The organism is Phytobacter ursingii, assembly GCF_001022135.1.
GTDB lineage: Bacteria > Pseudomonadota > Gammaproteobacteria > Enterobacterales > Enterobacteriaceae > Phytobacter > Phytobacter ursingii.
In genome coordinates this window covers 1,506,331-1,530,830 of sequence record NZ_CP011602.1, presented here as the reverse complement: position 1 = coordinate 1,530,830, position 24,500 = coordinate 1,506,331, and the positions used below count along the sequence as shown (strand labels likewise).

Annotated in this window: 22 protein-coding genes; 13 read left to right on the top strand and 9 right to left on the bottom strand. The window is 52.9% G+C overall.

Translation table 11 applies throughout. The features are described from left to right. Window positions 1-96: 96 nt before the first annotated feature. Window positions 97-1,761 carry a methyl-accepting chemotaxis citrate transducer gene (gene tcp / locus AB182_RS10790; RefSeq protein ID WP_047370080.1) on the bottom strand — a complete coding sequence of 555 codons (1,665 nt, stop codon included), beginning with the start codon at window positions 1,759-1,761 and terminating at the stop codon, window positions 97-99. A gap of 235 nt (window positions 1,762-1,996) precedes the next feature. Here tcp and umuC point away from each other — a divergent pair, with 235 nt between their 5' ends. Continuing rightward, on the top strand, window positions 1,997-3,250 hold the full coding sequence (gene umuC, locus AB182_RS10785) for a translesion error-prone DNA polymerase V subunit UmuC (RefSeq protein WP_047370079.1): 1,254 nt from the start codon (window positions 1,997-1,999) through the stop codon (window positions 3,248-3,250). 7 nt (window positions 3,251-3,257) lie between these two features. Here umuC and smrA read toward each other — a convergent pair whose 3' ends face one another. Continuing rightward, window positions 3,258-3,821: a DNA endonuclease SmrA gene (gene smrA / locus AB182_RS10780; RefSeq protein WP_047370078.1), complete on the bottom strand. Its 564-nt coding sequence runs from the start codon at window positions 3,819-3,821 to the stop codon at window positions 3,258-3,260. A 554-nt stretch (window positions 3,822-4,375) separates the two neighbouring features. Between smrA and ogt the strand changes: the two genes are divergently transcribed. The 3 genes from ogt to uspE all read left to right on the top strand — a co-directional run bounded on the left by ogt (window position 4,376) and on the right by uspE (window position 6,947). Further along, a complete protein-coding gene (gene ogt / locus AB182_RS10775) occupies window positions 4,376-4,891 on the top strand; it encodes a methylated-DNA--[protein]-cysteine S-methyltransferase (protein WP_047370077.1) in 516 nt (171 codons plus the stop codon). Window positions 4,892-5,099: 208 nt separating this feature from the next. Next, window positions 5,100-5,852, top strand: a complete 753-nt coding sequence (gene fnr, locus AB182_RS10770; RefSeq protein WP_061495443.1) for a fumarate/nitrate reduction transcriptional regulator Fnr — start codon at window positions 5,100-5,102, stop codon at window positions 5,850-5,852. 144 nt (window positions 5,853-5,996) lie between these two features. Further along, window positions 5,997-6,947 (top strand): universal stress protein UspE, encoded by a 951-nt coding sequence (uspE, locus tag AB182_RS10765; protein ID WP_047370076.1) that lies wholly within the window; start codon window positions 5,997-5,999, stop codon window positions 6,945-6,947. A 44-nt stretch (window positions 6,948-6,991) separates the two neighbouring features. Here the strand turns inward: uspE and AB182_RS10760 are convergent, their stop codons facing one another. Then, window positions 6,992-7,867 (bottom strand): LysR family transcriptional regulator, encoded by an 876-nt coding sequence (locus AB182_RS10760; protein WP_047370075.1) that lies wholly within the window; start codon window positions 7,865-7,867, stop codon window positions 6,992-6,994. 101 nt (window positions 7,868-7,968) lie between these two features. Between AB182_RS10760 and AB182_RS10755 the strand changes: the two genes are divergently transcribed. Next, window positions 7,969-8,424, top strand: coding sequence for a multidrug/biocide efflux PACE transporter (locus AB182_RS10755; protein ID WP_047370074.1), 456 nt, complete (start codon window positions 7,969-7,971; stop codon window positions 8,422-8,424). Window positions 8,425-8,445: 21 nt separating this feature from the next. Here the strand turns inward: AB182_RS10755 and AB182_RS10750 are convergent, their stop codons facing one another. From AB182_RS10750 to pntA, 3 genes are all read right to left on the bottom strand, one after another. Next, window positions 8,446-9,567 (bottom strand): mechanosensitive ion channel family protein, encoded by a 1,122-nt coding sequence (locus tag AB182_RS10750; protein WP_047370073.1) that lies wholly within the window; start codon window positions 9,565-9,567, stop codon window positions 8,446-8,448. Window positions 9,568-9,657: 90 nt separating this feature from the next. Further along, window positions 9,658-11,046, bottom strand: coding sequence for a Re/Si-specific NAD(P)(+) transhydrogenase subunit beta (gene pntB / locus AB182_RS10745; protein WP_047370072.1), 1,389 nt, complete (start codon window positions 11,044-11,046; stop codon window positions 9,658-9,660). Window positions 11,047-11,056: 10 nt separating this feature from the next. Then, complete coding sequence (pntA, locus tag AB182_RS10740; RefSeq protein WP_047370071.1) at window positions 11,057-12,589, bottom strand: Re/Si-specific NAD(P)(+) transhydrogenase subunit alpha; 1,533 nt, start codon at window positions 12,587-12,589, stop codon at window positions 11,057-11,059. 142 nt (window positions 12,590-12,731) lie between these two features. Between pntA and AB182_RS10735 the strand changes: the two genes are divergently transcribed. The 4 genes from AB182_RS10735 (at window position 12,732) to folM (ending at window position 16,389) form a co-directional block, all read left to right on the top strand. Continuing rightward, the gene (locus AB182_RS10735; protein WP_047370070.1) at window positions 12,732-13,019 is read left to right on the top strand and encodes a hypothetical protein; all 288 of its coding nucleotides are present in this window, start codon (window positions 12,732-12,734) and stop codon (window positions 13,017-13,019) included. 97 nt (window positions 13,020-13,116) lie between these two features. Beyond that, window positions 13,117-14,061, top strand: a complete 945-nt coding sequence (gene ydgH, locus AB182_RS10730; protein ID WP_047370069.1) for a DUF1471 family protein YdgH — start codon at window positions 13,117-13,119, stop codon at window positions 14,059-14,061. A gap of 184 nt (window positions 14,062-14,245) precedes the next feature. Then, complete coding sequence (locus tag AB182_RS10725) at window positions 14,246-15,628, top strand: amino acid permease (RefSeq protein WP_047370068.1); 1,383 nt, start codon at window positions 14,246-14,248, stop codon at window positions 15,626-15,628. Window positions 15,629-15,666: 38 nt separating this feature from the next. After that, complete coding sequence (gene folM, locus AB182_RS10720) at window positions 15,667-16,389, top strand: dihydromonapterin reductase (RefSeq protein ID WP_047370067.1); 723 nt, start codon at window positions 15,667-15,669, stop codon at window positions 16,387-16,389. On the opposite strand, the gene AB182_RS10715 is transcribed toward folM, so the two are convergent. Continuing rightward, complete coding sequence (locus tag AB182_RS10715; RefSeq protein WP_047370066.1) at window positions 16,386-16,721, bottom strand: GlpM family protein; 336 nt, start codon at window positions 16,719-16,721, stop codon at window positions 16,386-16,388. The two genes, folM and AB182_RS10715, sit on opposite strands and share 4 nt — an antisense overlap. 129 nt (window positions 16,722-16,850) lie before the next feature. Between AB182_RS10715 and rstA the strand changes: the two genes are divergently transcribed. From rstA to tus, 3 genes are all read left to right on the top strand, one after another. Beyond that, the gene (gene rstA, locus AB182_RS10710) at window positions 16,851-17,570 is read left to right on the top strand and encodes a two-component system response regulator RstA (RefSeq protein ID WP_047370065.1); all 720 of its coding nucleotides are present in this window, start codon (window positions 16,851-16,853) and stop codon (window positions 17,568-17,570) included. Between the two features lie 26 nt (window positions 17,571-17,596). Continuing rightward, window positions 17,597-18,886 (top strand): two-component system sensor histidine kinase RstB, encoded by a 1,290-nt coding sequence (gene rstB / locus AB182_RS10705; protein WP_047370064.1) that lies wholly within the window; start codon window positions 17,597-17,599, stop codon window positions 18,884-18,886. 78 nt (window positions 18,887-18,964) lie between these two features. Next, window positions 18,965-19,894: a DNA replication terminus site-binding protein gene (tus, locus tag AB182_RS10700; protein ID WP_047370063.1), complete on the top strand. Its 930-nt coding sequence runs from the start codon at window positions 18,965-18,967 to the stop codon at window positions 19,892-19,894. Here the strand turns inward: tus and fumC are convergent. After that, window positions 19,891-21,291 carry a class II fumarate hydratase gene (gene fumC, locus AB182_RS10695; protein WP_047370062.1) on the bottom strand — a complete coding sequence of 467 codons (1,401 nt, stop codon included), beginning with the start codon at window positions 21,289-21,291 and terminating at the stop codon, window positions 19,891-19,893. The genes tus and fumC overlap by 4 nt on opposite strands. A 145-nt stretch (window positions 21,292-21,436) precedes the next feature. Next, window positions 21,437-23,083 carry a class I fumarate hydratase FumA gene (gene fumA / locus AB182_RS10690; RefSeq protein ID WP_047370061.1) on the bottom strand — a complete coding sequence of 549 codons (1,647 nt, stop codon included), beginning with the start codon at window positions 23,081-23,083 and terminating at the stop codon, window positions 21,437-21,439. Between the two features lie 198 nt (window positions 23,084-23,281). On the opposite strand from fumA, the gene manA reads away from it, so the two are divergent. Continuing rightward, window positions 23,282-24,460 carry a mannose-6-phosphate isomerase gene (manA, locus tag AB182_RS10685; protein WP_047370060.1) on the top strand — a complete coding sequence of 393 codons (1,179 nt, stop codon included), beginning with the start codon at window positions 23,282-23,284 and terminating at the stop codon, window positions 24,458-24,460. Window positions 24,461-24,500: the final 40 nt, after the last annotated feature.

Here is a 24,500-nt window from a genome sequence, read left to right as displayed (position 1 = left end):
CCTGTCCCCCACGGAGGCGGGGGAGCAGAACAGCCCCGTTGATTTCCCTCTCCTTCAAAGAGAGGGAATAACGGCAAGTCATCTGACCGGGTAAACTCAGAACGTTTCCCAGTTGCCGTCGCCAACAGCGGGTGCGGCGGCGGTAACGGTCGTGCGCGGCGCGATGGTTGGTTTACCGGGCTTACTTTGCAACAGCGTGCTGTGACCATTTACGCGGAAGACCGCGACGGCCTGACGCAGTTGTTCAGCTTGCTCTTCCAGTGCTGCTGAGGCCGCAGCGGACTCCTGCACCAGCGAGGCGTTCTGCTGGGTAACGCTGTCCATTTGCGATACCGCGAGGCTCACCTGCTCAATGCCTTTACTCTGCTCGTCCGATGCGGAGGCGATTTCGCCCATAATATCGGTTACGCGCGTCACGGCATTGACGATCTCTTGCATGGTATTACCGGCTTCTGCCACCAACGAAGTGCCAGAGTTGACGCGGTTGACGGAGTTCTCTATTAGCGTTTTGATCTCTTTTGCCGCCTGCGCACTGCGGCTGGCCAGTGTGCGAACTTCCCCTGCGACCACCGCAAACCCGCGCCCCTGCTCACCGGCACGCGCGGCTTCAACCGCGGCGTTCAGCGCGAGGATATTGGTCTGGAAGGCAATGGCGTCGATCACGCTGGTTATCTGCGCTATCTGCTGAGAACTGCTGGAGATCTCGCTCATGGTACGTACCACATCGCTTACCACACGGCCGCCGCGTGCGGCGGTGTCGGAGGCATTTTTCGCCAGGTTTGAAGCCTGACGGGCGTTATCGGTGTTTTGTTTCACCGTCGCAGTCAATTGTTCCATACTGGCAGCGGTCTCTTCGAGTGACGCGGCCTGTTGTTCAGTGCGGGAAGAGAGATCGTTGTTACCGGCAGAGATTTCGCTCGCACCGGTATATATCGAATCGGAACTGTTACGCACCGCGCTCACGGTTCTGACCAGCGAGGATTGCATGTCATGCAGGCTACTGGTCAGTTGGCTCATCTCGTTACGGCCTTCTGCGGAGATCGGCTGTGTCAGGTCACCATCGGCAACAGCGCGAATATGTCCCATCACACTGTGCAGTGGTTTAAGCAGCAGATGTTGCAGCCCCAGCCAGATTACGGTCATGACCGCGATCACCACCAGCAGAATCACGCCAAGGGTCCACTGCATGCTGGTAAAGCTGCTCTGGTTTTCCCGGGCGGCGGCCTGCAGGAAGGTGTTGTTTTCGTTGCGCCATTTCGCATAGCTGGCGTCCATATCATCCTGCGCCTGTTGAGCATCCAGATTGCCATAGGCTTCGTAGTTGTTTGCCCGCAGGAAGGTGATGGATTGCTGCAACACGTCGTGCATTTTGGTGATGTTTTGCGAAACTTCGTTGGCTAACGCGGCATCCTGGCCTGCCACGGGCGGCGTATTTTTATAGTTGTTAAAGTACCCTTCGGCCTTGCTCAGAGATTCAGAGGCCGTCGTAAGCAGTTTATCGATACTGGCAAGCGATGCCGGATCGCGTTGATTTTTTAAAAAGCGGATCGCCACGCGGGTAACGGTGACGCGTGTTTTAATCAGCGTATTGACGCTATCGCCAAGATTTTCCTGCTGTGCGCTAAGGATGCCCGTATTCTGAAAGTTCACTCTGTCATTATTAACAGCGGAGTAGAAAAGTCCGCCGGTAACCAGCTGAAGCAGACAAAATACCGACAAGGCAATGATGATGCCGGTGATGACACGTATATTTTTGAGCATATTATGGGTCCAGGGAAGAGGCAAAGTTGCCCAATATATATCGACACGGCAGGCATTAACTTTATGGTGGCTCAGGCCAGACCTGTTAATTGCTGGGATTGATGAGAGGGATTGACGCGTTGCCTGCGGCCCTTTTATTTCATGCGCCTGCGTCCAGGCGAACAAGTACTTGATCATTTCCCTGACCAGAAGTACTGTATATAAAAACAGTGTTTATAGAAGAGGTCAGATTCCTGTGTTTGCCCTTGTTGACGTTAACTCCTTCTACACCAGCTGCGAAACCGTCTGGCGGCCAGACCTGAGTGGTAAACCGGTCGTAGTGCTTTCAAACAATGATGGCTGCATTGTGTCCCGCTCTGCCGAGGCGAAAGCGCTGGGCATTGGCATGGCGGAGCCTTATTTCAAACAAAAAGATCTGTTACAGCGCCATGGTGTGGCGGTATTCAGCAGCAACTACGCCCTCTATGGCGACATGAGCCATCGGGTGATGAGTACGCTGGAAGAAATTTGCCCGCGGGTGGATCAATACAGTATTGATGAAGCATTTGTGGATCTTTCCGGTATTCCCCACCTCAAGCGCTTCGGCAAATATATTCGCGATACTGTTTATCAACGCACCATGCTGACCGTGGGTGTGGGCATCGCACCGACGAAAACGCTGGCGAAGCTGGCAAATTACGCGGCCAAAAGATGGCAGGCGCAGAGCGGCGGCGTGGTGGATCTCTCAACCCCTGCCAGTCAACAAAGGTTGATGGCATCCGTCCCCGTGGAGGAGGTCTGGGGTATTGGTCGGCGTCTGACAAAAAAGCTAAACACCATGAATATCACCACTGTGCTGGAGCTGGCAAAATGTGATTTATGGTTTATTCGTAAAAACTTCAGCGTGGTACTGGAAAGAACCGTTCGCGAGCTACGTGGTGAGCCATGCCTCGGTTTTCAGGAATTCTCGCCAGCAAAGCATGAAATTATTAGTTCGCGATCTTTTGGTCAGAGAATTAGCGATTATTCCTCAGTCCGTGAGGGGATCAGTACCTGGGCGGCCAGAGCGGCAGAAAAATTGCGTGCCCAGCATCAATATTGCCGATATATCGGCGCTTTTATAAAAAGTAGCCCACACGACCCTGATGAACCTTATTACAGTAAGAGTGCAGGAATTACGCTGCTTACCCCCACGCAAGACACCAGAGATATTATTGCCGCGGCAACGCGTAGCCTGGATATTATCTGGAAGCAAGGCCCGCGATATCAAAAAGCGGGTGTTATATTAGGAGACTTCTTTAGTCAAGGCGTAGCACAACTTAATTTATTCGATGAGTATGCCCCCCGACCAAATAGTCAGGCATTGATGTACGTAATGGATCGCATGAACGAAAAAGGCAATAAAATGTGGTTTGCAGGCCAGGGCGTTGCCCCGACCTGGTCAATGAAACGCTACCTGCTCTCCCCGGCATGGACGACCCGGATAGAGGATGTGCCATTAGTGGAGTAACCGCCGTTCAACGGCTACGCTTGGCGTGACGCTCCCAGTTTTCTTGCTTCGCCTCTGCCGATTTTCGCAGCGATACATAGCATGCGCCGTTGCCGCCATGCCGTGGTTGCGCAGCGCAAAATGCCTGAACATCGTCAAATTCGGTCAACCAGCGGGCAAGATAACTGCGAACAATATTGGCATGGGAATTATCTTCCCGCCCTTTTCCATGGATTATCAGAAGATTACGCAATCCATCCTGCCGCGCCTGATGCACAAAGCGGAATAGCAACTGTCGGCACTGCTCAACGGGCTGGCGTAACAGGCTGAGGCTGGCCTGCTGGGAATACTTGCCGGTGCGAAGTTTATCAATCACCCCGGTTTGCAGCCCTTCGCGGCGAAATTCCAGCGGTGTATCAAGGGGCAAGACATCCAGGAACCCGGTGGTCAGGAAATTATCAAGCTGCAACGTGTCGATATGCTGTGGTGCACGCGTATTTCGGGCCGGATGCCAGTGAACATCGGCACAGCGCTTAAGTGGCTGGACATCCTCCATGGCGTCAAGAAACAGTGATTTGTCATCAGGGTTCATGGTTTAGTCCTCCCGCTACATCAGAGGGGCTTACTATAGCGGGCGCGGCAGCATGCCACAATGCCTGATATTCATTTAACGGGTAGCAATTAATGTGATATTTGAAGCAATTATCGAAATTAATTTCGCTCGCTATTTAACCTCGCTTAACTAGAAGTTTACTGTCATTAATATCCAGAATTTAAGTTAAATTATCGTGAAACTAATCACCATTTCAACTGGAAATATCCAACAGCAGAACTATAACTGTATTTACCGCGCAAGGATGAAGTTTAAAATAATTATCGAACGGACGCGTTGCTGTGTGTACTGTAGAGCCTGACGGATGTCGGCAGGCTCTATTTTTTTATTTTCTCGATAATGGAGAATATATCATCTATTGGATAACCACACATTTCCCATAGTGATAGCAATATATTCCATGAATAATTGTTAGCCTTTCCCGATTTTGCCTGATTTATTGCACCTCCAGGGGGGTATAGAGCCACATTCTCGATCGTGTTAAATTGCGCAATTCCCCCCGTTTTGCTGCGATGTTTGAGAAAGGATTGCCGATGCTTACGCTACTTGAGGATAAAATTGCCACCCCGCTGGGCCCACTGTGGGTCCTGTGCGATGAAACATTCCATTTGCGCGCGGTTGAGTGGGAAGAGCATAGCGATCGCATGGTTGAACTGCTGAATATTCATTATCGCAAGGAAGGTTATACACGCCGCCCTGCCACCAACCCTGGTGGGTTAAGCCGCAAACTTCTGGACTATTTTGAAGGCGATCTGGCGGTAATAGACACCCTGCCAACCGCCACGGCGGGTACCCCCTTTCAACGCGAAGTCTGGAAAACGCTACGCGAGATCCCGTGCGGCCATGTCATGCACTATGGTCAGTTAGCGGAGATGCTGGGTCGCGTCGGCGCTGCGCGCGCGGTAGGTGCCGCGAACGGTTCAAACCCGGTCAGTATTGTGGTTCCCTGCCACAGGGTAATTGGTCGCAACGGAACCCTGACTGGATATGCCGGTGGCGTACAGCGTAAAGAGTGGTTATTGCGCCATGAAGGTTACTTGCTATTGTGAAAAAAAAGGGCTCTTTGTGCTCTTTTTCACGGGATTCTGTGATAAAAGCCTTACTGAAACGATGGAATATCAATAAGATGGTTTGCTCACCTGTTTCATCGTTTCTGATACCTGTTTTAATTCTACTGAATTGACGTTTCGCCAGGCTTACGCGTTCAAGAAAAAGATGATAAAATTGACTAAAATCAATTACGGCTTGAGCAGACCTATGATCCCGGAAAAGCGAATTATACGACGCATTCAGTCTGGCGGATGTGCAATCCATTGCCAGGATTGCAGTATTAGCCAGCTCTGCATCCCCTTCACACTCAATGAACACGAACTCGATCAGCTCGACAATATCATTGAGCGCAAAAAGCCCATCCAGAAAGGTCAGACTCTGTTTAAAGCCGGGGATGAACTGAAATCGCTTTACGCTATTCGTTCCGGCACGATCAAGAGCTACACCATCACTGAACAGGGTGACGAGCAAATCACCGGTTTTCATCTGGCGGGTGATCTGGTGGGCTTTGACGCCATCGGCACAGGCCACCACCCGAGCTTTGCTCAGGCGCTGGAAACATCAATGGTTTGTGAAATCCCGTTCGAAACGCTGGATGATCTGTCAGGCAAAATGCCGAACCTGCGCCAGCAGATGATGCGCCTGATGAGCGGCGAGATCAAAGGCGATCAGGACATGATCCTGTTATTGTCGAAAAAGAACGCCGAGGAGCGCCTGGCCGCGTTTATCTATAACTTGTCGCGGCGTTTCGCCCAGCGAGGATTCTCTCCGCGTGAATTCCGCCTGACCATGACACGTGGCGATATCGGTAACTATTTAGGCCTGACTGTAGAAACCATCAGCCGTCTGCTGGGTCGTTTCCAGAAGAGCGGTATGCTCGCGGTGAAAGGCAAATATATCACTATCGAGAACAGCGATATCCTGGCACAGCTTGCCGGACATTCGCGTAACGTCGCCTGATTTTACCCCCTCCTTTTGACCTTTTGCCGGGCACTTAAATTTTTATGATTTATTGATCTGGCAAAAGGTTTTCCCTGTTTCATTCAGTACTTATAGGTTATCTTGTAATTACAGACTGTGGTGACAGATGTAAGGAGACCCTGTATGGCTAAGTATCAAAATATGCTGGTCGCCATCGATCCTAACCAGGACGATCAGCCCGCATTACGACGTGCCGTGTATTTACATCAACGGATTGGCGGCCGGATTAAAGCTTTCCTGCCGATCTATGATTTCTCTTACGAAATGACCACCCTTCTGTCCCCTGACGAACGCACAGCCATGAGACAAGGCGTGATCAGCCAGCGTACGGCCTGGATACGTGAACAGGCGAAGTACTATGTGGATGCTGGCGTTCCTATTGATATTAAAGTGGTATGGCATAACCGTCCCTTCGAGGCCATCATTCAGGAAGTGATATCCGGCGGTCATGACTTACTGCTGAAAATGGCCCACCAGCATGACAAACTGGAATCGGTTATCTTCACCCCCACCGACTGGCATCTGCTGCGTAAATGTCCTTGCCCGGTTTGGATGGTGAAAGACCAGCCCTGGCCTGAAGGCGGTAAAGCGCTGGTGGCGGTCAATCTTGCCAGCGAAGAGCAATATCACAATGCGCTGAATGAAAAACTGGTGAAAGAGACCCTGCATCTGGCTGAACAGGTCAACCACACTGAAGTGCATCTGGTTGGCGCTTATCCGGTCACCCCAATTAACATTGCCATTGAACTGCCGGAGTTTGACCCGAGCGTCTATAACGACGCGATTCGCGGCCAACATCTGATTGCCATGAAAGCCTTACGGCAGAAATTCGGTATTGATGAAAAAGTAACCCATGTAAATAAAGGTCTGCCGGAAGAGGTCATTCCGGATCTGGCGGAACATTTGCAGGCAGGGATCGTCGTGCTGGGTACCGTTGGACGCACCGGGATCTCCGCCGCTTTCCTCGGCAATACCGCTGAACAGGTGATCGATCACCTGCGTTGCGATCTGCTGGTCATCAAACCTGACGACTATCAGAGTCCGATTGAACTGGACGACGAAGAAGACGATTAACCGCAGCCCACTGCATAACGCCCGCCACTCGCGGGCGTTTTCTTTTATTGCTTACCTCGCCAGTGCTGCAAATAGTGCCGCAGCCAGCTCCCGGCAACGCCTGGCGGCTGCTTTTTATTCCACAGCAGGTCAATAAGGATACTTTGCGGCCACCCCGGCACATCGACACGCGTCAATTTTTTCGCCCCGGAAAACTCATCCACCAACGCGCAGGGTAATGCGCACCAGCCAAACCCCTGCTCCGCCATGCTGAGTAATAGCAGATAGCTCGGCGCTGACCATACAGGGCCGCGCGCAGGCATATTACGGTTTTCCAGATAGGTATTAAGCCGCAACTCACGCCAGGTACGTAACTGCTCCTCAGAGACGCTGCCCTGCTGTGCCAGCGGATGCCCACGCGCCACGTAAATATCCATGCGACTCTGCATTGGCAGGCGCATCGCACCGATGTCCGTCGGATAGGTATCACGGGCTTCCGTTAAGCCTAACTGCGCGCGTCCCTTTTGCAGCAGATCGATAACATCCTCGTTTTCGCCAATCAGACATTCGAATTCAGTATGCGGATAGCGCTTGTCGAACTCCCCCAACAGATCCGCCAGTGTATCCGGGTTTAGCGTATCGGAAAGTATGAACGTCAGCCGCGTTTCCGTTTCCCCCACCAGCCAGACTGCCAGCTCATCCAGTTTATCGCTGGCGGCGAGAATGGCCTGCACGTAGCTGAGCGCCCGCATCCCTTCTGGCGTCAGCACCGGATGACGGGCTGAACGATCAAAGAGCGTCACGCCTAAGTCGGCTTCCAGATGAGCGATAGCGGTACTGATGGTGGACTGGCTTTTCCGCAGTTTCCGCGCCGCGGCAGAGAAAGAGCCAGAGGCAACAGTTTCAACAAAGGCAGTGAGAGCTTCCGGAGAGTAGCGCATGATGTATCTATTTAATCGATGGTATCTATCTTTAATTTATCTCATAAAACGATAAAAATCCTCTCAGTAAACCCGTCGAACGACAAAGAGGACCCGAAATCATGCAACAACATGCCGTACAGCGCCGAAGCCTGGCCGAGCGCATTTTTCACGCAGTGAGCTTCGAAGTGATTGCCACCGCTATTTGCGCCCCGGCCAGCGCCTGGATAATGCAGCGTCCGGTGCTGGAGATGGGGGGACTGACATTGCTGCTGGCCACTGCGGCGATGATCTGGAACGTGATTTATAACGCACTGTTTGACCGGCTTTGGCCCGTTCATCGCCTGACCCGCACCGCGAAGGTTCGTGCCTGGCATGCGCTGGGCTTTGAAGGTGGTTTTATCATCATTGGCGTGACGATAGCCTCGCTGACGCTTGGCATTGGGCTGGTTGAGGCTTTCTTACTGGAAATCGGCTTTTTCCTCTTCTTTCTTCCTTACACCATGGCGTTTAACTGGGTCTACGACATACTGCGCGCCAGGGTAATCCACCGTCAGGCGGCGCGCATATGTCAGTAAGGTATGTCGGGTGAGTGTGTTTTAACTGCGCGTCCCGGTCATTGTCTCTTGCTGGCTGTCGGCATCCGGCACGCCAGCAGGCCATGGCCCTTTCACAACGGTTGTAGGCAGTGCCAGTTGCACGTCATTCGCCGCCAGTTGCTCCATAATGCGAATATTAATCTCCTGCTGGATATCCATATATTTATTGTAATCTGCCGTATTGACGATATGTACGACTTCAAAGTTAAGTCGATCGGTGCCGAAGCCAAGAAAATGGGCGCGGTCGAATTTGGTTTCACCGACGTCATTGATGATGGTTTTTATCATTTCACCTATCTGGCGGAGTTTGTCCGGGGGCGTTGACAAGGCAACACCGAAAGTAAAAACGATACGTCGGGTTTGCATACGCTTATAGTTATGCAGCGTCTGTTGCAGAAGAATCGCGTTACCACAGACAATTTGCTCACCGCTCAAACTGCGTATGCGCGTGGTCTTAAGGCCGATATGCTCAACCGTCCCGGCGACATCGTTAAACACCACGAAATCCCCAATCTCAAAAGGCTTATCAAAACCAATCGACAACGAGGCGAAGACATCGCTGAGGATAGTCTGTACCGCCAGGGCGATGGCGATGCCGCCGACGCCGAGACTGGCCACCAGCGCGGTAATGTTCACCCCGGCATTCGCCAGAATCGACAACAGCATAACGGTCCAAATCAGCATCCGTAGCAGCAAGCCGGTAATGACCAGCGTCACCGGATTTTTGTGCATGCCGGGTTCATAACGCAGTTGGTGCAGCCAGGAAATAATCCCCTGATCAAACCAGAGCGCCATTTGAATGGCGAGCACCAGAAACCAGGCATGACTGATTGTCGCGGAAAGAGTAGTGGGGAGTTCAACAAAACGCAGGCTAAATAGAAAGGCGGCGATAAAGAGCAGCACCTTACTGGTTCTGACTAACATGTCATTGAGCACCAGACGCATTTTCTGCGTGCTGTGATGCTTATCGCCCCAGCTCTGAACGCCTTTACCGACGATACGCAGTAAACGGTTAAGCAGCCAGTAAGCCAATATCGTAATGATGACGACCGTGAAGACAGCAATCCAGAACGATGGCGTCATCATTAAAGATATCAAATCAAAACGTGATAAAAATTCCATTCTTTCCCTCGTCATAACCGTGAAGAGAAAAAGTATAGACGCAGACAAAAAAAAACCGCTCCGAAGAGCGGTTGAGATAAGCGCGGCGCGTTACAGCGCTTTCAGAATCGCATCCACGCTGGCTTTGGCATCGCCAAACAGCATCTGGGTATTCTCTTTAAAGAACAGTGGATTCTGTACCCCTGCATAACCGGTATTCATGGAGCGTTTGAACACAATAACGTTCTGCGCTTTCCATACTTCCAGAACAGGCATACCTGCGATTGGGCTCTTCGGATCGTCCTGCGCCGCCGGGTTAACGGTGTCATTCGCACCAATAACCAGTACGGTGTCGGTATCGGCGAAGTCATCGTTGATTTCGTCCATTTCCAGCACGATGTCATACGGTACTTTCGCTTCTGCAAGCAGTACGTTCATGTGTCCCGGCAAACGGCCCGCTACCGGGTGGATACCGAAGCGCACTTTCACGCCGCGCGCACGCAGTTTCTCGGTAATTTCGGCCACCGGATACTGCGCCTGCGCTACCGCCATACCGTAGCCTGGGGTGATGATGACTGAGTGCGAGTTTTTCAGCATTTCAGCCGTCTCTTCGGCGTTGATCTCGCGGTGCTCGCCCACTTCTTCATCGGCGCCCGTTGAGGAACCGTCGGTACCAAAGCCACCGGCGATAACGCTGATAAAGGAACGGTTCATCGCCTTACACATAATGTAAGAGAGGATCGCACCCGAAGAGCCGACCAGCGCACCGGTGACGATCAGCAGGTCGTTGCTCAGCATAAAGCCAGCCGCCGCTGCCGCCCAACCGGAATAGGAGTTCAGCATTGAGACCACAACCGGCATGTCAGCACCGCCGATAGAGGCCACCAGATGCCAGCCGAATACCAGCGCAATGGCTGTCATTACCAGCAGCGCGAGAGACTGCAGACCCACGCTTTCTGTACGAACAAAGATAACCAGCAGTATGAAAGAGACCACCAGCGCCGCAAGGTTCAATTTGTGACGGTTTGGCAGCATCAGCGGTTTTGAGGAGATCTTGCCGCACAACTTACCGAACGCCACGATAGAACCGGTGAAGGTGACCGCACCAATAAAGATGCCCAGGAACACTTCGGTCAGGTGAATGTTGACCAGGATCGGCTCCATGCCCGGTTCGTGGTACAGGTAGCTGTTAAAGCCGACCAGCACCGCGGCCAGACCTACAAAGCTGTGCAACACGGCGACCAGCTCAGGCATCTCGGTCATTTCAACTTTACGCGCCAGGCGAATACCGATTGCACCACCGATGATCATCGCAACGATAATCCACGCCACGTTGCCGGTGTCCGGCCCGAAAATCGTGGCAATCAGCGCAATCGCCATCCCGGCAACGCCGAAACGGTTACCCTGCTGGGACGTCTCGTGTTTCGATAGCCCTGCCAGGCTGAAAATAAACAGGATCGCGGCAACAATGTATGCAGCTGTAACTAATCCTCCAGACATGTGCTACCCCTTAGTTCTTCCGGAACATTTTCAGCATGCGCTGAGTGACGGTGAAACCACCAAAAATATTAATGCTGGCAATCAGTACGGCGATAAAGCTTAAGAAGCTGACCCAGCCACCATGGCCGATTTGTAAGAGCGCGCCAACGACGATAATGCCGGAGATGGCGTTGGTTACCGACATAAGCGGGGTATGTAAGGCGTGGGAGACGTTCCACACTACGTAGTAACCCACCACGCAGGCCAATGCAAACACGGTGAAGTGACCAAGAAACTCTTTAGGCGCAACGTCGGCCAGCCAGCCGAAGAGGATAATGACCAGCGCCATGATGCCGTATTTCAGCCATGGGGATGTGGGTTTAGCCTCTTCTTTCGCAGCGGCAGGCGCCGCTTTTGCCGCAGCCTGCGGTTGCGCGGAGACCTGAATCGGTGGAGCCGGCCAGGTGACTTCGCCATCGCGAATCACGGTCACGCCGCGCACGACAACGTCCTCGAAATCTACCGTCACATTGCCGTCTTTTTCCTTGCACAGCAGTTTCAGCAGGTTGACGAGGTTGGTACCGTAAAGCTGAGAAGACTGCGTCGGCAGACGACCCGGCAGGTCAGTATAACCAATGATTTTAACGCCGTTCGGCGTGGTAACGACTTCGTTCGCCACGGTGTATTCACAGTTTCCGCCGTTTTGCGCCGCCAGGTCGACCACCACGCTGCCGGATTTCATGGAATCCACCATCTCGCGGGTAATCAGTTTCGGCGCCGGTTTGCCCGGAATCAATGCGGTGGTGACGATGATATCAACGTCTTTTGCCTGCGCGGCAAAGAGTTCCATTTCCGCTTTGATAAACGCTTCGGACATCACTTTCGCGTAGCCGTCGCCGCTACCGGCTTCTTCTTTGAAATCCAGCTCCAGGAACTCAGCGCCCATACTCTGGACCTGTTCCTTCACTTCTGGACGGGTATCAAACGCGCGAACAATCGCCCCGAGGCTATTCGCGGCACCAATTGCGGCCAGACCGGCAACCCCTGCGCCAATGACCATCACTTTCGCTGGCGGGACTTTACCTGCGGCAGTGATCTGCCCGGTAAAGAAACGGCCAAATTCATGGGCTGCTTCCACAATAGCGCGATAGCCAGCAATGTTCGCCATGGAGCTCAATGCATCCAGCGCCTGAGCGCGAGAAATACGCGGCACAGAATCCATCGCCATGACGGTAATATTACGGGCAGCCAGTTTTTCCATCAGCGGCGCATTTTGCGCAGGCCAGATAAAGCTGACTAATGTCGTGCCCGGATTAAGCAAGGCTATTTCTTCATCGGTCGGTGCATTCACCTTGAGGATAACGTCAGAGTGCCAGACATTATTTTCGTCCACCACGGTTGCGCCAGCCTGGGTAAACGCGTTGTCATCGAAGCTTGCCAGTTTGCCCGCGCCGCTTTCAATCGCGACGGTGAAACCCAATTTAAGCAATTGCTCTACCGTTTTCGGCGTCGCCGCAACGCGGGTTTCATTGGCCAACCGTTCTTTTGGTACACCAATACGCATAGTTTTCCCTTCCATCGATTTTAGATGATGGTTTGTCAGTGATGCCCGGGCATTACGTTGCCTGCCAGAGATAAATAAACAGACTGCATCCCGGAAAATAAAACAGTAACAAACTTTCTATAACCTACTGAAAATAACGCCTGTGATCTACCGTCAGAAAACAGAAATTCTGTTTTTATCTGCGAAAACCGGGCAGGTGGCGGAGCTGACAGGGTTATTTCCCTTTAATTCATTTAAACAAGCCGATATTCCGCTCAGGCGAAGCGGCAAAACACGATTAATCTCCAGCACACATCGCTATTTTAACAATGTATTAACTTATAAAACTCATATGCTTTATGACTTTTGCTGGTCAACAGCCTGTTTTTTCAACATATCATTAAACGTTATCGTAAAACGTCTGGCGTGTAGCACACTCAGTGAAAAATGACGCAGACAGTCGTGTTGATTAAATGCAATAATCAGCGACGTTTTTAAGTCAACAACAACACCAGTATCTGGTTTGCGCAAGGCGAAGGATCATTTTTATGAAGCTTAAGTACACCCTCCTGGCGTCAGCACTTTTGTCCGTTACGGCCCTGTCAGTCAACGCAGCGACAGAGTTAACGCCGGAGCAAGCGTCAGCATTGAAGCCCTACGATCGCGTTGTTATCACCGGTCGCTTTAACTCTATTGGCGATGCCGTTAAAGCCGCTTCGAACCGTGCTGATAAAGAAGGCGCGGCCTCGTTTTATGTTGTAGATACCTCCGATTATGGTGAGAGCGGCAACCAGCGTGTCACCACGGACCTGTATAAAGCCGATGCACCGAAAGCCGATGCGCCAAAACTGCGCGTCATCAATGGCGTTACTGAGCTGCCGAAGACCCAGGCCATTGAGCTGGAACCGTTCGATACCGTTACGGTGCAGGGATTCTATCGCTCCCAGCCGGAAGTAAACGATGCCATCACCAAAGCGGCGAAAGCGAAAGGGGCTGCCTCTTTCTATATCGTCCGTCAGGTGGATGCCAACGAAGGCGGCAACCAGTTGATTACGGCCTATATCTATAAAGCCGATGCCAAAAAACGCGTACTGCAGAGCCCGGATGCTATCCCACGTGATTCCGAAGCAGGCCGCGCGGCATTAGCGAAAGGCGGTGAAGAAGCCAAAAAAGTAGAAATTCCGGGCGTCGCCACTACCGCTGCGCCGAGCGCTGAGGTGGGTCGTTTCTTCGAAACACAATCCTCAACCTCAAACCGTTACACTGTCACATTGCCTGATGGTAAAAAAATCGAAGAAGTGAATAAAATCACGGCTGCGCAAATGATTCCGTTTGACAGTGTCACCTTCACCGGTAACTACGGCAACCTGACCGAGATCTCTTATCAGGTCGCTAAACGTGCCGCGGCGAAAGGCGCCAAGTACTACCACATCACCCGCCAGTGGCAGGAAAATGGTAGTAATATCACCATCAGCGCTGATTTGTACAAATAAGTCTCCCCTTCACCTTTAAGGCGGCCCAGGTCGCCTTTTTTATTTTTTTCACGAAATTCAGCCGTCACGCATTGCATGCCATAACGACTCTCCGTAAAATCCCGCGCCTCAGTGATATCCACCATTTTTATGCGCATATGCAAAATAATTATTCTGAATTGAGTCCGTTCATAACAGGATACCCATGGAAAAGAAACTTGGCCTGAGCGCTTTAACTGCGCTGGTATTAAGCTCAATGCTCGGCGCAGGCGTTTTCAGCCTTCCGCAAAATATGGCGGAAATCGCCAGCCCAGCCGCGTTATTGATTGGTTGGGCTATTACCGGCGCGGGGATCTTACTGCTCGCCTTTGCCATGCTTATCCTGACGCGTCTTCGCCCGGATCTGGACGGCGGTATTTTCACTTACGCCCGGGAAGGTTTTGGCGAACTTATCGGTTTTTGTTCCGCCTGGGGCTACTGGCTTTGCGCGGTAATTGCCAACGTCTCATATCTGGTGATTGTCTTCTCTGCGCTAAGTTTCTTTACCGATACGACAGAGCTGCGCTTCTTTGGCGACGGTAATACCTGGCAGGCGATTGTCGGCGCCTCCCTGCTGCTGTGGTTTGTTCACACATTAGTGTTGCGCGGCGTGCAGACGGCGGCCAGCATTAATCTCGCCGCGACACTCGCCAAACTGGTACCGCTTGGTCTGTTTATTGTGCTGGCGGCAATCGCCTTCCATTACGATACGTTTAGCCTGGATTTCTCCGGTATCGCACTCGGGGTACCCGTATGGGAGCAGGTGAAAAACACCATGCTTATTACCCTTTGGGTGTTTATCGGGGTTGAAGGCGCTGTGGTCGTTTCTGCGCGCGCGCGCGACAAGCGCGATGTGGGACGCGCCACCCTGCTGGCAGTGCTGGCTGCCCTCGGTGTCTATTTGTTGGTGACATTGCTGTCTCTGGGGGTAATACCGCGCCCGGAACTGGCGGCAATGCGTAACCCATCCATGGCCGGCCTGATGGTCAGACTGATGGGATCCTGGGGCGATGTGGTCATCGCTGCGGGGCTGATTGTTTCGGTCTGCGGCGCCTACCTGAGCTGGACGATCATGGCTGCGGAAGTGCCGCTACTGGCCGCCACCCATCAGGCGTTTCCACGCCTTTTTGCCCGCCAAAACAAGAATAATGCCCCGGCGGCATCGTTGTGGTTAACCAATATCAGCGTGCAGGTCTCGCTGGTGCTGATCTGGCTCACAGGTTCTGATTACAATACGCTGTTGACGATTGCGTCCGAGATGATTCTGGTTCCTTATTTGCTGGTCGGGGCATTCTTACTGAAAATCTCTCGTCGCCCGTTGCACCGCGCCGTCGCTATCGGCGCCTGCCTCTATGGCTTATGGTTACTGTACGCATCCGGTCCGATGCATTTGCTGTTGTCGGTTGTGCTCTATGCGCCGGGCCTGCTGGTCTTTATCTATGCACGCCGCACGCATGACATAGCCAGTCTGCTTAAACGTCGGGAAAGAGTGCTGATTGGTCTGCTGCTGATCGCCGCCGTTCCCGCCACGTGGATGTTGATGGGGTAAACAGCGCGTACGCCCCGTTGAGAAGGAGAACGTATTCGATGGGAAACACGAAGACACGCCCGATATTGATTACCGGAGGAGGCCGTCGCATCGGCCTCGCCCTCGCCCACCATTTTCTTAGCCAGCAGCAGCCGATTATCGTCAGTTACCGGACACACTATCCGGCGATTGAACAGTTAACCGCTGCGGGCGCTTTATGCATTCAGGCAGATTTCAGCAGTGATGAAGGCGTTCTGGCCTTCGCCGATAGGGTGAAGGAGAAAACGCAGGGGTTGCGGGCCATTATTCACAATGCGGGCGACTGGGCGGGTGAAAAACCCGGCGTTGCGCTGCCCAATGTCCTTTCCAGGATGCTGCAGATCCACGTCCATGCTCCCTACCTACTTAACCACGCGCTGGAGAGCTTATTGCGCGGCTTCGGGCATGCTGCCAGCGACATTATTCACTTTACCGATTATGTCGTTGAGTGTGGAAGCGACAAACATATTGCCTATGCCGCCAGTAAAGCGGCGCTGGATAATATGACCCGCTCTTTTGCCAAAAAGCTGGCGCCGGAAGTGAAGGTCAATGCTATTGCCCCGGCGCTGATCCTGTTTAATGACGGCGATGACGCGGAATACCGTCAGCAGGCGCTTAATAAATCGCTGATGAAAATTGCCCCCGGCGAGAAAGAGATTATCGATCTGGTCGATTATCTGCTGACCAGTTGCTACGTCACGGGACGTACGTTCGGCGTGGATGGCGGCCGTCCGCTGCGCTAGTGGAGGCGGCTCCAGATAAAAATTAACAGCCATGCGCTGAGGCACCAGCAGAACACTGCGGCGCTCAGCGCGTATCCTACTCGCATAAATCCGGTGAAATACCACAGTGACAGCAGGTAAAGAAAATAGGGAATAATGGACCACATGCCAAAAACGATGGTAGTTCGTAACGCCTCAACGCCCCGCTCGGTTGCCACAATATAATGGGCGATTAAGGCAAAGGTCGGAAATAACGGAATGAGTCCAGCGATATAGTAATTTTTCGTTTTTGACAGCAATCCAATTAATAACACCACCAGCGCGCCGATTGTCGCTTTTATCACCAGGGCCATCAGGTTCCCTTTCTCATCATGACAACAAAGGCCTACAGCATAGCGGATGGGGAGCATGTTTAGAAAAGATTAATGGCAGGATCAATAAAGGCAGTGTATGTTCATCTTTTTGACTCATCACGATGATATATGAATAAGATCGTTTTTGTGGAAGACGACCCGGAAGTGGGCGCGCTTATTGCGGCATATCTGGGCAAACACGATATGGATGTGATCGTTGAACCGCGTGGTGATCGAGCAGAAGACGTCATCGCCCGTGAAAAACCAGATCTAATTCTCCTGGATATCATGCTCCCCGGCAAAGATGGGATGACACTGTGTCGCGATTTACGCCAGCAGTGGAGCGGCCCTATCGTCCTTCTCACCTCTCTTGATAGTGATATGAACCATATTCTGTCGCTGGAGATGGGCGCGAATGATTACATTCTCAAAACAACCCCCCCTGCGGTTTTACTGGCGCGTCTGCGACTGCACTTACGCCAGCAGGCCGGCACCACCCAGCAAGAATCTGCCCCGGCATCGCTTAAGCAGCATAAGACGCTGCAATTTGGCACACTGACCATCGATCCGGTAAACAGGCAGGTGCTCCTGGCAGGCGAGCAGGTTGTCCTCTCTACCGCCGATTTCGATCTGCTATGGGAACTGGCTACCCACGCAGGACAGATCATGGACCGCGATGCGTTGCTGAAAAACCTGCGCGGCGTGACCTATGATGGGATGGACCGCAGTGTTGATGTGGCGATTTCGCGCCTGCGCAAAAAACTGCTCGATAACGCCACCGAACCTTTCCGTATTAAAACCGTGCGCAACAAAGGCTATCTCTTCGCCCCGCACGCCTGGGATAACTGAGTCCGGTCCTCTTCGCGGGTGTCGCCATGAAAAAACTTTTCGTCCAGTTTTATCTGTTACTGTTTGTCTGCTTTCTGGTGATGACCATGCTGGTCGGGCTGGTTTACAAATTCACCGCTGAGCGCGCAGGGCGACAGTCGCTGGACGATTTGATGAAAAGTTCGCTGTACTTAATGCGCAGCGAACTGCGTGAAATCCCGCCACACCAGTGGAACAAAACACTCAAAGAGCTGGACCTGAACCTGTCGTTTAACATGCGCGTGGAGCCGATGAGCAAGTTCACACTCGAAGCCCCCGCGCAACAGCGTCTACAGGAAGGCGATATTGTCGCGCTGGATTCGCAATATACCTTTATTCAGCGCATTCCACGTAGTCACTATGTCCTGGCAGTAGGCCCGGTCCCCTACCTCTTTTATCTGCATGAAATGCGTCTGCTTGATATGGCGCTGATGGCGTTTATTGCTATTTCATTGGCCTTCCCGGTGTTTATCTGGATGCGCCCCCACTGGCAGGAGATGCTACGGCTGGAATCTGCCGCCCAGCGCTTTGGCGAAGGTCATCTGGAAGAACGTATCCATTTTGACAGTACATCCAGCTTTGAACGATTGGGGATCGCCTTTAACCAGATGGCGGATAATATCAACGCCCTGATCGCCAGTAAGAAAATGTTGATTGATGGTGTGGCCCATGAATTACGCACACCGCTGGTCAGGCTACGTTACCGTCTGGAGATGAGCGATAACCTGAGTGATGGCGAACGTAGCGCGTTGAATCGCGATATCGGGCAACTCGAAGGACTTATCCAGGAGTTGCTCACCTACGCGCGCCTCGATCGCCCACAGACAGAACTGAAACTGACCACGCCCGATCTCAACGCATGGCTGGACGGTTATATGCTGGATGCCCGCAGCGTCAATCCGGACCACCAGCTGGCGCTCAATAATCAGCCCGGTGACTATGGTTCGCTGGACATGCGTCTGATGGAGCGTGTGTTGGATAACCTCATCAATAATGCCCTGCGCTACTGCCAGAACACGGTAAAAGTGACATTACAACTTGAAGGCTCGCAGGCAAGCCTGATTGTTGAAGACGATGGGCCCGGGATTGCCCCTGATGAGCGCAGCCGTATATTTGAGCCCTTTGTGCGCCTGGACCCCAGCAGAGACCGTGCAACTGGCGGTTGTGGTCTGGGGCTTGCCATCGTGCATTCTATCGCCCAGGCGATGAGCGGTGAAGTCAGATGCGAAGAGAGCGATGCAGGCGGCGCCCGCTTTTGTTTCCAGTGGCCGGTCTGGCACGACACTTCCCTCACCTGAAAAGCGTGACTTGCACCGTGTTCAGGTGTGGATAGTTGTGCTACAACATAAGTATGTTGTAACTAAAGGAATAAAAAAATGGCCGCGTACGACCTGATTGAACGCCTGAACACCACCTTTCGCCAGCTCGAACAAGAACTGGCAGGCTTAAAAGGGCAACTCGCCGATTGCCGTTTACTGGCGGGCCGCGTTTTCACTCTGCCGGATGTTGACAAAGGCGCGGAGCACGAGCCGCTGCCTGCCATTCAGGTTAAGCAACTGGTGGGCAAGCGTGCTGCTGACGCTGCCTTGCGCCACTATACCCATCTGTTTATCCAGCAACAGTCGGAGAACCGCAGCAGTAAAGCCGCCGTGCGTTTGCCTGGGGTCATTTGCTATCAGGTGGATGTGCCAACCCGCAACCGACTTGAGCAGACGATTAACACCATTAATGCCCTGAAAATGACCTTTGAACGCATTGTGACCGTCGATTCCGGACTGGCAGCGACTGCCCGCTTCGAGTGGGTGCATCGCCATTTACCCGGTCTGATTACACTTAATGCTTACCGCACCCTGACTCACCTGCGCGACCCCGCCACGTTGCGCTTTGGCTGGGCTAACAAGCATATCATCAAGAATTTTACCCGCGATGAGGTGCTCGCACTGCTTGATAAAAGCCGTAAATCGCCGCGCGCCGTCGCCCACTGGACGCGAGAACAGTGGCAGGAGCGTCTTGAGCAAGAGTACGCCGCCATTGCCTCTTTGCCGCAGCAGGCGCACCTGAAAATTAAACGTCCGGTAAAGGTACAGCCGATAGCACGCGTCTGGTATGCGGACTCGCAAAAGCAGGTGCAGTACGCCTGCCCGACGCCGCTGATTGCGCTGGTAAGTGAAGAACACGGCGGGAAAGTGCCGGACATCGGCGAACTGTTGAATTACCAGGAAGATAATGTCCAGCACCGTTATAAACCGCAGGCGCAGCCGTTGACGCTATTAATTCCCCGGCTGCATCTGTATCTTGCCGATTAAACGGGCTTCATGCTGCCCACCATCGATTCCGGACGCACCCAACTGTCAAACTCGGCTTCGGTCAGGTAGCCGAGCGCCAGCGCCGAAGCCTTGAGCGTCAGGCCTTCTTTATGGGCTTTTTTGGCAATTTCTGCCGCTTTGTCATAACCGATATGGGTATTCAGGGCAGTCACCAGCATCAGAGACTCATTGAGCAACTGATCGATACGCTCACGATTCGGCTCGATCCCCACCGCACAGTGTTCGTTAAAGCTTTCCATACCATCAGCCAGCAGACGCACCGACTGCAGGAAGTTATGGATAACCATGGGCCGGAAGACGTTGAGCTCAAAATTACCGGATGCGCCTCCCATATTGACCGCCACGTCGTTACCCATCACCTGACAACAGAGCATGGTCATGGCTTCACATTGCGTGGGGTTGACTTTACCCGGCATGATGGAGCTTCCCGGTTCATTCTCCGGAATAGAAATTTCGCCAATCCCACAACGCGGGCCGGAAGCCAGCCAGCGCACGTCATTAGCCATTTTCATCAATGATGCCGCCAGCCCTTTCAGCGCACCGTGGGCATGAACCAGTGCATCACAGGTGGCCAGCGCCTCAAATTTGTTCGGTGCGGTAATAAACGGTTGCCGGGTAAAGGTGGCCAGCTCTTCTGCTACTCGTCTGGCATATTCCGGATGGGTATTGAGCCCGGTTCCCACCGCCGTCCCGCCAAGCGCCAGCTCGCCCAGGTGCGGCAGGCTCAGTTCGATGTGTTTGAGGTTATGCTCCAGCATCGCCACCCAACCGGAAATCTCCTGGCCGAGCGTTAGCGGCGTGGCGTCCTGTAGGTGAGTACGACCAATTTTGACAATATCGGCGAAGGCAATCGCTTTTTCATTCAACGTTTTTTTCAGCACCAGAAGCTGAGGCAGCAAATGTTCGCGCAGAGCAATCACCGCCGCCACGTGCATCGCCGTAGGGAAAACGTCATTCGAGCTTTGGCTTTTGTTAACATCGTCATTCGGGTGCACTTTGCGCCCCATACCACGTTCGCCGCCAAGCAATTCGCTGGCACGGTTCGCCAGAACCTCGTTCATGTTCATGTTGCTCTGGGTGCCGGAACCTGTTTGCCAGATAGCCAGTGGGAATTCATCCGGGTGTTTTCCGGCAAGCACCTCATCAGCCGCGTCGATAATGGCTTGTGCTTTTTCCGCTGTCAGCAGCCCTAAATCCTGATTGACCTTTGCCGCCGCACGTTTGGTCAGTGCCAGTGCGTGGATAAGCGAGACCGGCATTTTTTCCGTCGAGATGCGAAAATGCTCAAGCGACCGTTGGGTTTGCGCCCCCCACAACTTGTCTGCCGGGACGTCAATCGCGCCCATCGAATCTTTCTCACTACGATGCGTTGTCATTACTTTCTCCCTGTTACGAAGTGATGTTGAGTACCGACATTGCTCACCTGCAAACAAAGCTTAAGTATTGATGCTTGTTATGACGACGTTTATTGCTTCGTGCGCTTAACCGGCGCAAAAAAACCGCCCCGAGGGGCGGCAGGTTTTATTTTACACAGCGTGCGCACTGGCCCGACTGGATTTGCTGGAAGAAATCATTCCCTTTGTCATCCACCAGGATAAAGGCCGGGAAATCTTCAACATCGATTTTCCAGATAGCTTCCATCCCCAGTTCCGGGTAAGCCACACATTCAAGGCTCTTGATACTGTTTTGCGCCAGAATCGCCGCCGGACCGCCGATACTGCCAAGGTAAAAACCACCGTGTTTATGGCAGGCATCGGTCACCTGCTGGCTACGGTTGCCTTTTGCCAGCATGATCATGCTGCCGCCTTGTGACTGCAACTGGTCAACGTATGAGTCCATACGCCCGGCGGTAGTTGGGCCAAGTGAGCCGGAAGCATATCCCTCCGGCGTCTTCGCGGGTCCCGCATAGTAGATGGGGTGATCTTTCACATACTGCGGCAGCGGCTTGCCTTCATCCATCAGCTCTTTAAGCTTCGCATGCGCAATATCACGCGCCACGATGATAGTCCCGGTCAGCGACAGGCGTGTGGATACCGGATACTGTTTGAGCTGGCCGAGGATCTCTTCCATCGGACGGTTAAGGTTGACCTTCACCGCCTCGCCCTCACCTGCCTGGCGCAGCGCTTGCGGAATGTACTTGCCGGGGTTTTGCTCCAGTTTTTCCAGCCAGATGCCTTCACGGTTAATTTTGGCTTTGATGTTACGGTCAGCCGAGCAGGAAACCCCCATCCCCACAGGACAAGAGGCACCGTGGCGCGGCAGGCGAATCACGCGGATATCATGCGCAAAGTATTTACCGCCAAACTGCGCGCCAAGGCCGAGCTGTTGGGCTTCAAGCAGCAGTTCTTTTTCCAGTTGTACATCGCGGAACGCCTGACCGTTCTCATTACCTTCGGTGGGCAGGCCATCGTAATACTTGGTCGACGCCAGTTTGACCGTTTTGAGCGTGGCCTCTGCACTGGTGCCGCCAATCACAAAGGCGATGTGGTACGGCGGGCAGGCAGCCGTGCCAAGGGTACGCATTTTCTCGACCAGATACCCTTTCAGTTTCGCCGGGGTGATCAGCGCTTTCGTTTCCTGATAGAGATAGGTTTTGTTGGCGGAGCCGCCCCCTTTGGCGATGCAAAGGAATTTATACTCGTCGCCATCGACGCTATACAAATCGATCTGTGCCGGCAGATTAGTCCCGGTATTGACCTCTTTGTACATATCCAGCGGCGCGTTTTGCGAATAACGCAGGTTATCTTCGATAAAGGTGTTATAGACACCGCGCGCTAAGGCCGCCTCATCGCCGCCCCCCGTCCACACGCGCTGCCCCTTTTTACCCATAATGATGGCCGTGCCGGTATCCTGGCAGGTGGGCAAAATACCTTTTGCGGCAATCTCGGAGTTACGCAGGAATTGCAGCGCGACATATTTGTCATTTTCGCTGGCATCCGGATCGCTGAGGATATCGGCAACCTGTTGCTGATGTGCCGGGCGCAGCAGGAAGGAGGCATCGTGGAAGGCATGTTGCGCCAGAAGGGTCAGCGCCTGAGGATCAACTTTGAGGACTTCCTGACCATCAAACTCGGCGACGGAAACGTAATCGCTGCTGAGTAAATAATATTCGGTTTCGTCCTTTTTCAGCGGAAAAGGTTCTTGATAATAAAAAGGTTTATTCGACATTGTTCTCTCACTTACAGCACGAACTGGTTATTGTTTCGGCAGGACATCCATCTGCCACAAAAAAGCGAGTCCGCATATCCTACACAATTATTTAACAAAAACTGAGACTAGTACGACTTTTTGCCTGCTCTGATTACTTCGAACAAATTTATTGCTTTAATACGTGCAATCAAGTTGACCACGATGAAGGGCGGGATAATGCAAAAACTCATTAACTCAGTGCAGCACTATGCCTGGGGAAGTAAAAACGCGTTAACGGAACTCTATGGCATTGCCAACCCAGACAACCAGCCTATGGCCGAGTTGTGGATGGGCGCTCATCCAAAGAGCAGCTCAAAAGTGCAGGATGCGCAGGGACATCTTCTCTCGCTTCGCGAGATGATTGAACAGGATAAAGCTGGTTTGCTGGGCAGTGCCGTCGCCGAACGTTTCGGCGAGCTGCCCTTTTTGTTTAAAGTGCTGTGCGCCGCCCAGCCGTTGTCTATTCAGGTGCACCCGAACAAACACGCATCTGAAATCGGTTTTGCGAAAGAGAACGCCGCCGGTATTCCACTCGATGCGGCCGAGCGTAACTACAAAGACCCCAACCATAAGCCGGAACTGGTCTTTGCACTGACGCCCTTCCTGGCGATGAACGCCTTCCGTCCGTTCTCTGAGATTGTCTCGCTGTTGCAGCCGGTGGCGGGCGCTAATCAGGCTATCGCTCACTTCCTGCAAGAACCCGGTGCGGAACGCCTGAGCCAACTGTTCGCCAGCCTGCTGAATCTGAAGGGTGATGAGAAATCGCGGGCGCTGGCGGTACTGAAGGCGGCACTCAACGGCCAGCAGGGCGAACCGTGGCAAACTATTCGTGTGATTTCTGAGTTTTATCCCGATGACAGCGGCCTGTTCTCCCCGCTGCTGCTTAATGTGGTGAAACTCAATCCCGGTGAAGCGATGTTCCTGTTCGCCGAAACCCCGCATGCCTATCTGCAGGGGGTTGCGCTGGAGGTCATGGCCAACTCCGATAACGTACTGCGTGCGGGATTGACGCCGAAATATATCGACATTCCGGAACTGGTGGCAAATGTGAAATTCACCCCTAAAGCAGCCGGTGAATTACTGACGCAACCCGTAAAACAGGCGTCCACTCTGGAGTTCCCGATCCCGGTTGATGATTTTGCTTTTTCACTGCATGACCTTTCAACCACCGGAAGCGATCTGGCACAGCAGAGCGCGGCCATCCTGTTTTGCGTGGAAGGCGAAGCGGTACTCAGCAAGGGCGATGAGACACTGGTGTTGAAACCCGGCGAATCGGCATTTATTAGCGCCAGCGAATCCCCTGTGCGGGTAAGCGGCGTGGGCAGACTGGCGCGGGTCTACAATAAGCTCAACTAGTTACTGAACTTTTTAGCAAGGATTGCTAAGCTCTACAGAG

Excerpts from the sequence above, each read along its gene's own strand:
- tcp (WP_047370080.1), bottom strand. The coding sequence starts at position 1,761 with ATGCTCAAAAATATACGTGTCATCACCGGCATCATCATTGCCTTGTCG.
- smrA (WP_047370078.1), bottom strand. The coding sequence starts at position 3,821 with ATGAACCCTGATGACAAATCACTGTTTCTTGACGCCATGGAGGATGTC.
- ogt (WP_047370077.1), top strand. The coding sequence starts at position 4,376 with ATGCTTACGCTACTTGAGGATAAAATTGCCACCCCGCTGGGCCCACTG.
- fnr (WP_061495443.1), top strand. The coding sequence starts at position 5,100 with ATGATCCCGGAAAAGCGAATTATACGACGCATTCAGTCTGGCGGATGT.
- uspE (WP_047370076.1), top strand. The coding sequence starts at position 5,997 with ATGGCTAAGTATCAAAATATGCTGGTCGCCATCGATCCTAACCAGGAC.
- AB182_RS10760 (WP_047370075.1), bottom strand. The coding sequence starts at position 7,867 with ATGCGCTACTCTCCGGAAGCTCTCACTGCCTTTGTTGAAACTGTTGCC.
- AB182_RS10755 (WP_047370074.1), top strand. The coding sequence starts at position 7,969 with ATGCAACAACATGCCGTACAGCGCCGAAGCCTGGCCGAGCGCATTTTT.
- AB182_RS10750 (WP_047370073.1), bottom strand. The coding sequence starts at position 9,567 with ATGGAATTTTTATCACGTTTTGATTTGATATCTTTAATGATGACGCCA.
- pntB (WP_047370072.1), bottom strand. The coding sequence starts at position 11,046 with ATGTCTGGAGGATTAGTTACAGCTGCATACATTGTTGCCGCGATCCTG.
- pntA (WP_047370071.1), bottom strand. The coding sequence starts at position 12,589 with ATGCGTATTGGTGTACCAAAAGAACGGTTGGCCAATGAAACCCGCGTT.
- ydgH (WP_047370069.1), top strand. The coding sequence starts at position 13,117 with ATGAAGCTTAAGTACACCCTCCTGGCGTCAGCACTTTTGTCCGTTACG.
- AB182_RS10725 (WP_047370068.1), top strand. The coding sequence starts at position 14,246 with ATGGAAAAGAAACTTGGCCTGAGCGCTTTAACTGCGCTGGTATTAAGC.
- folM (WP_047370067.1), top strand. The coding sequence starts at position 15,667 with ATGGGAAACACGAAGACACGCCCGATATTGATTACCGGAGGAGGCCGT.
- AB182_RS10715 (WP_047370066.1), bottom strand. The coding sequence starts at position 16,721 with ATGGCCCTGGTGATAAAAGCGACAATCGGCGCGCTGGTGGTGTTATTA.
- rstA (WP_047370065.1), top strand. The coding sequence starts at position 16,851 with ATGAATAAGATCGTTTTTGTGGAAGACGACCCGGAAGTGGGCGCGCTT.
- rstB (WP_047370064.1), top strand. The coding sequence starts at position 17,597 with ATGAAAAAACTTTTCGTCCAGTTTTATCTGTTACTGTTTGTCTGCTTT.
- tus (WP_047370063.1), top strand. The coding sequence starts at position 18,965 with ATGGCCGCGTACGACCTGATTGAACGCCTGAACACCACCTTTCGCCAG.
- fumC (WP_047370062.1), bottom strand. The coding sequence starts at position 21,291 with ATGACAACGCATCGTAGTGAGAAAGATTCGATGGGCGCGATTGACGTC.
- fumA (WP_047370061.1), bottom strand. The coding sequence starts at position 23,083 with ATGTCGAATAAACCTTTTTATTATCAAGAACCTTTTCCGCTGAAAAAG.
- manA (WP_047370060.1), top strand. The coding sequence starts at position 23,282 with ATGCAAAAACTCATTAACTCAGTGCAGCACTATGCCTGGGGAAGTAAA.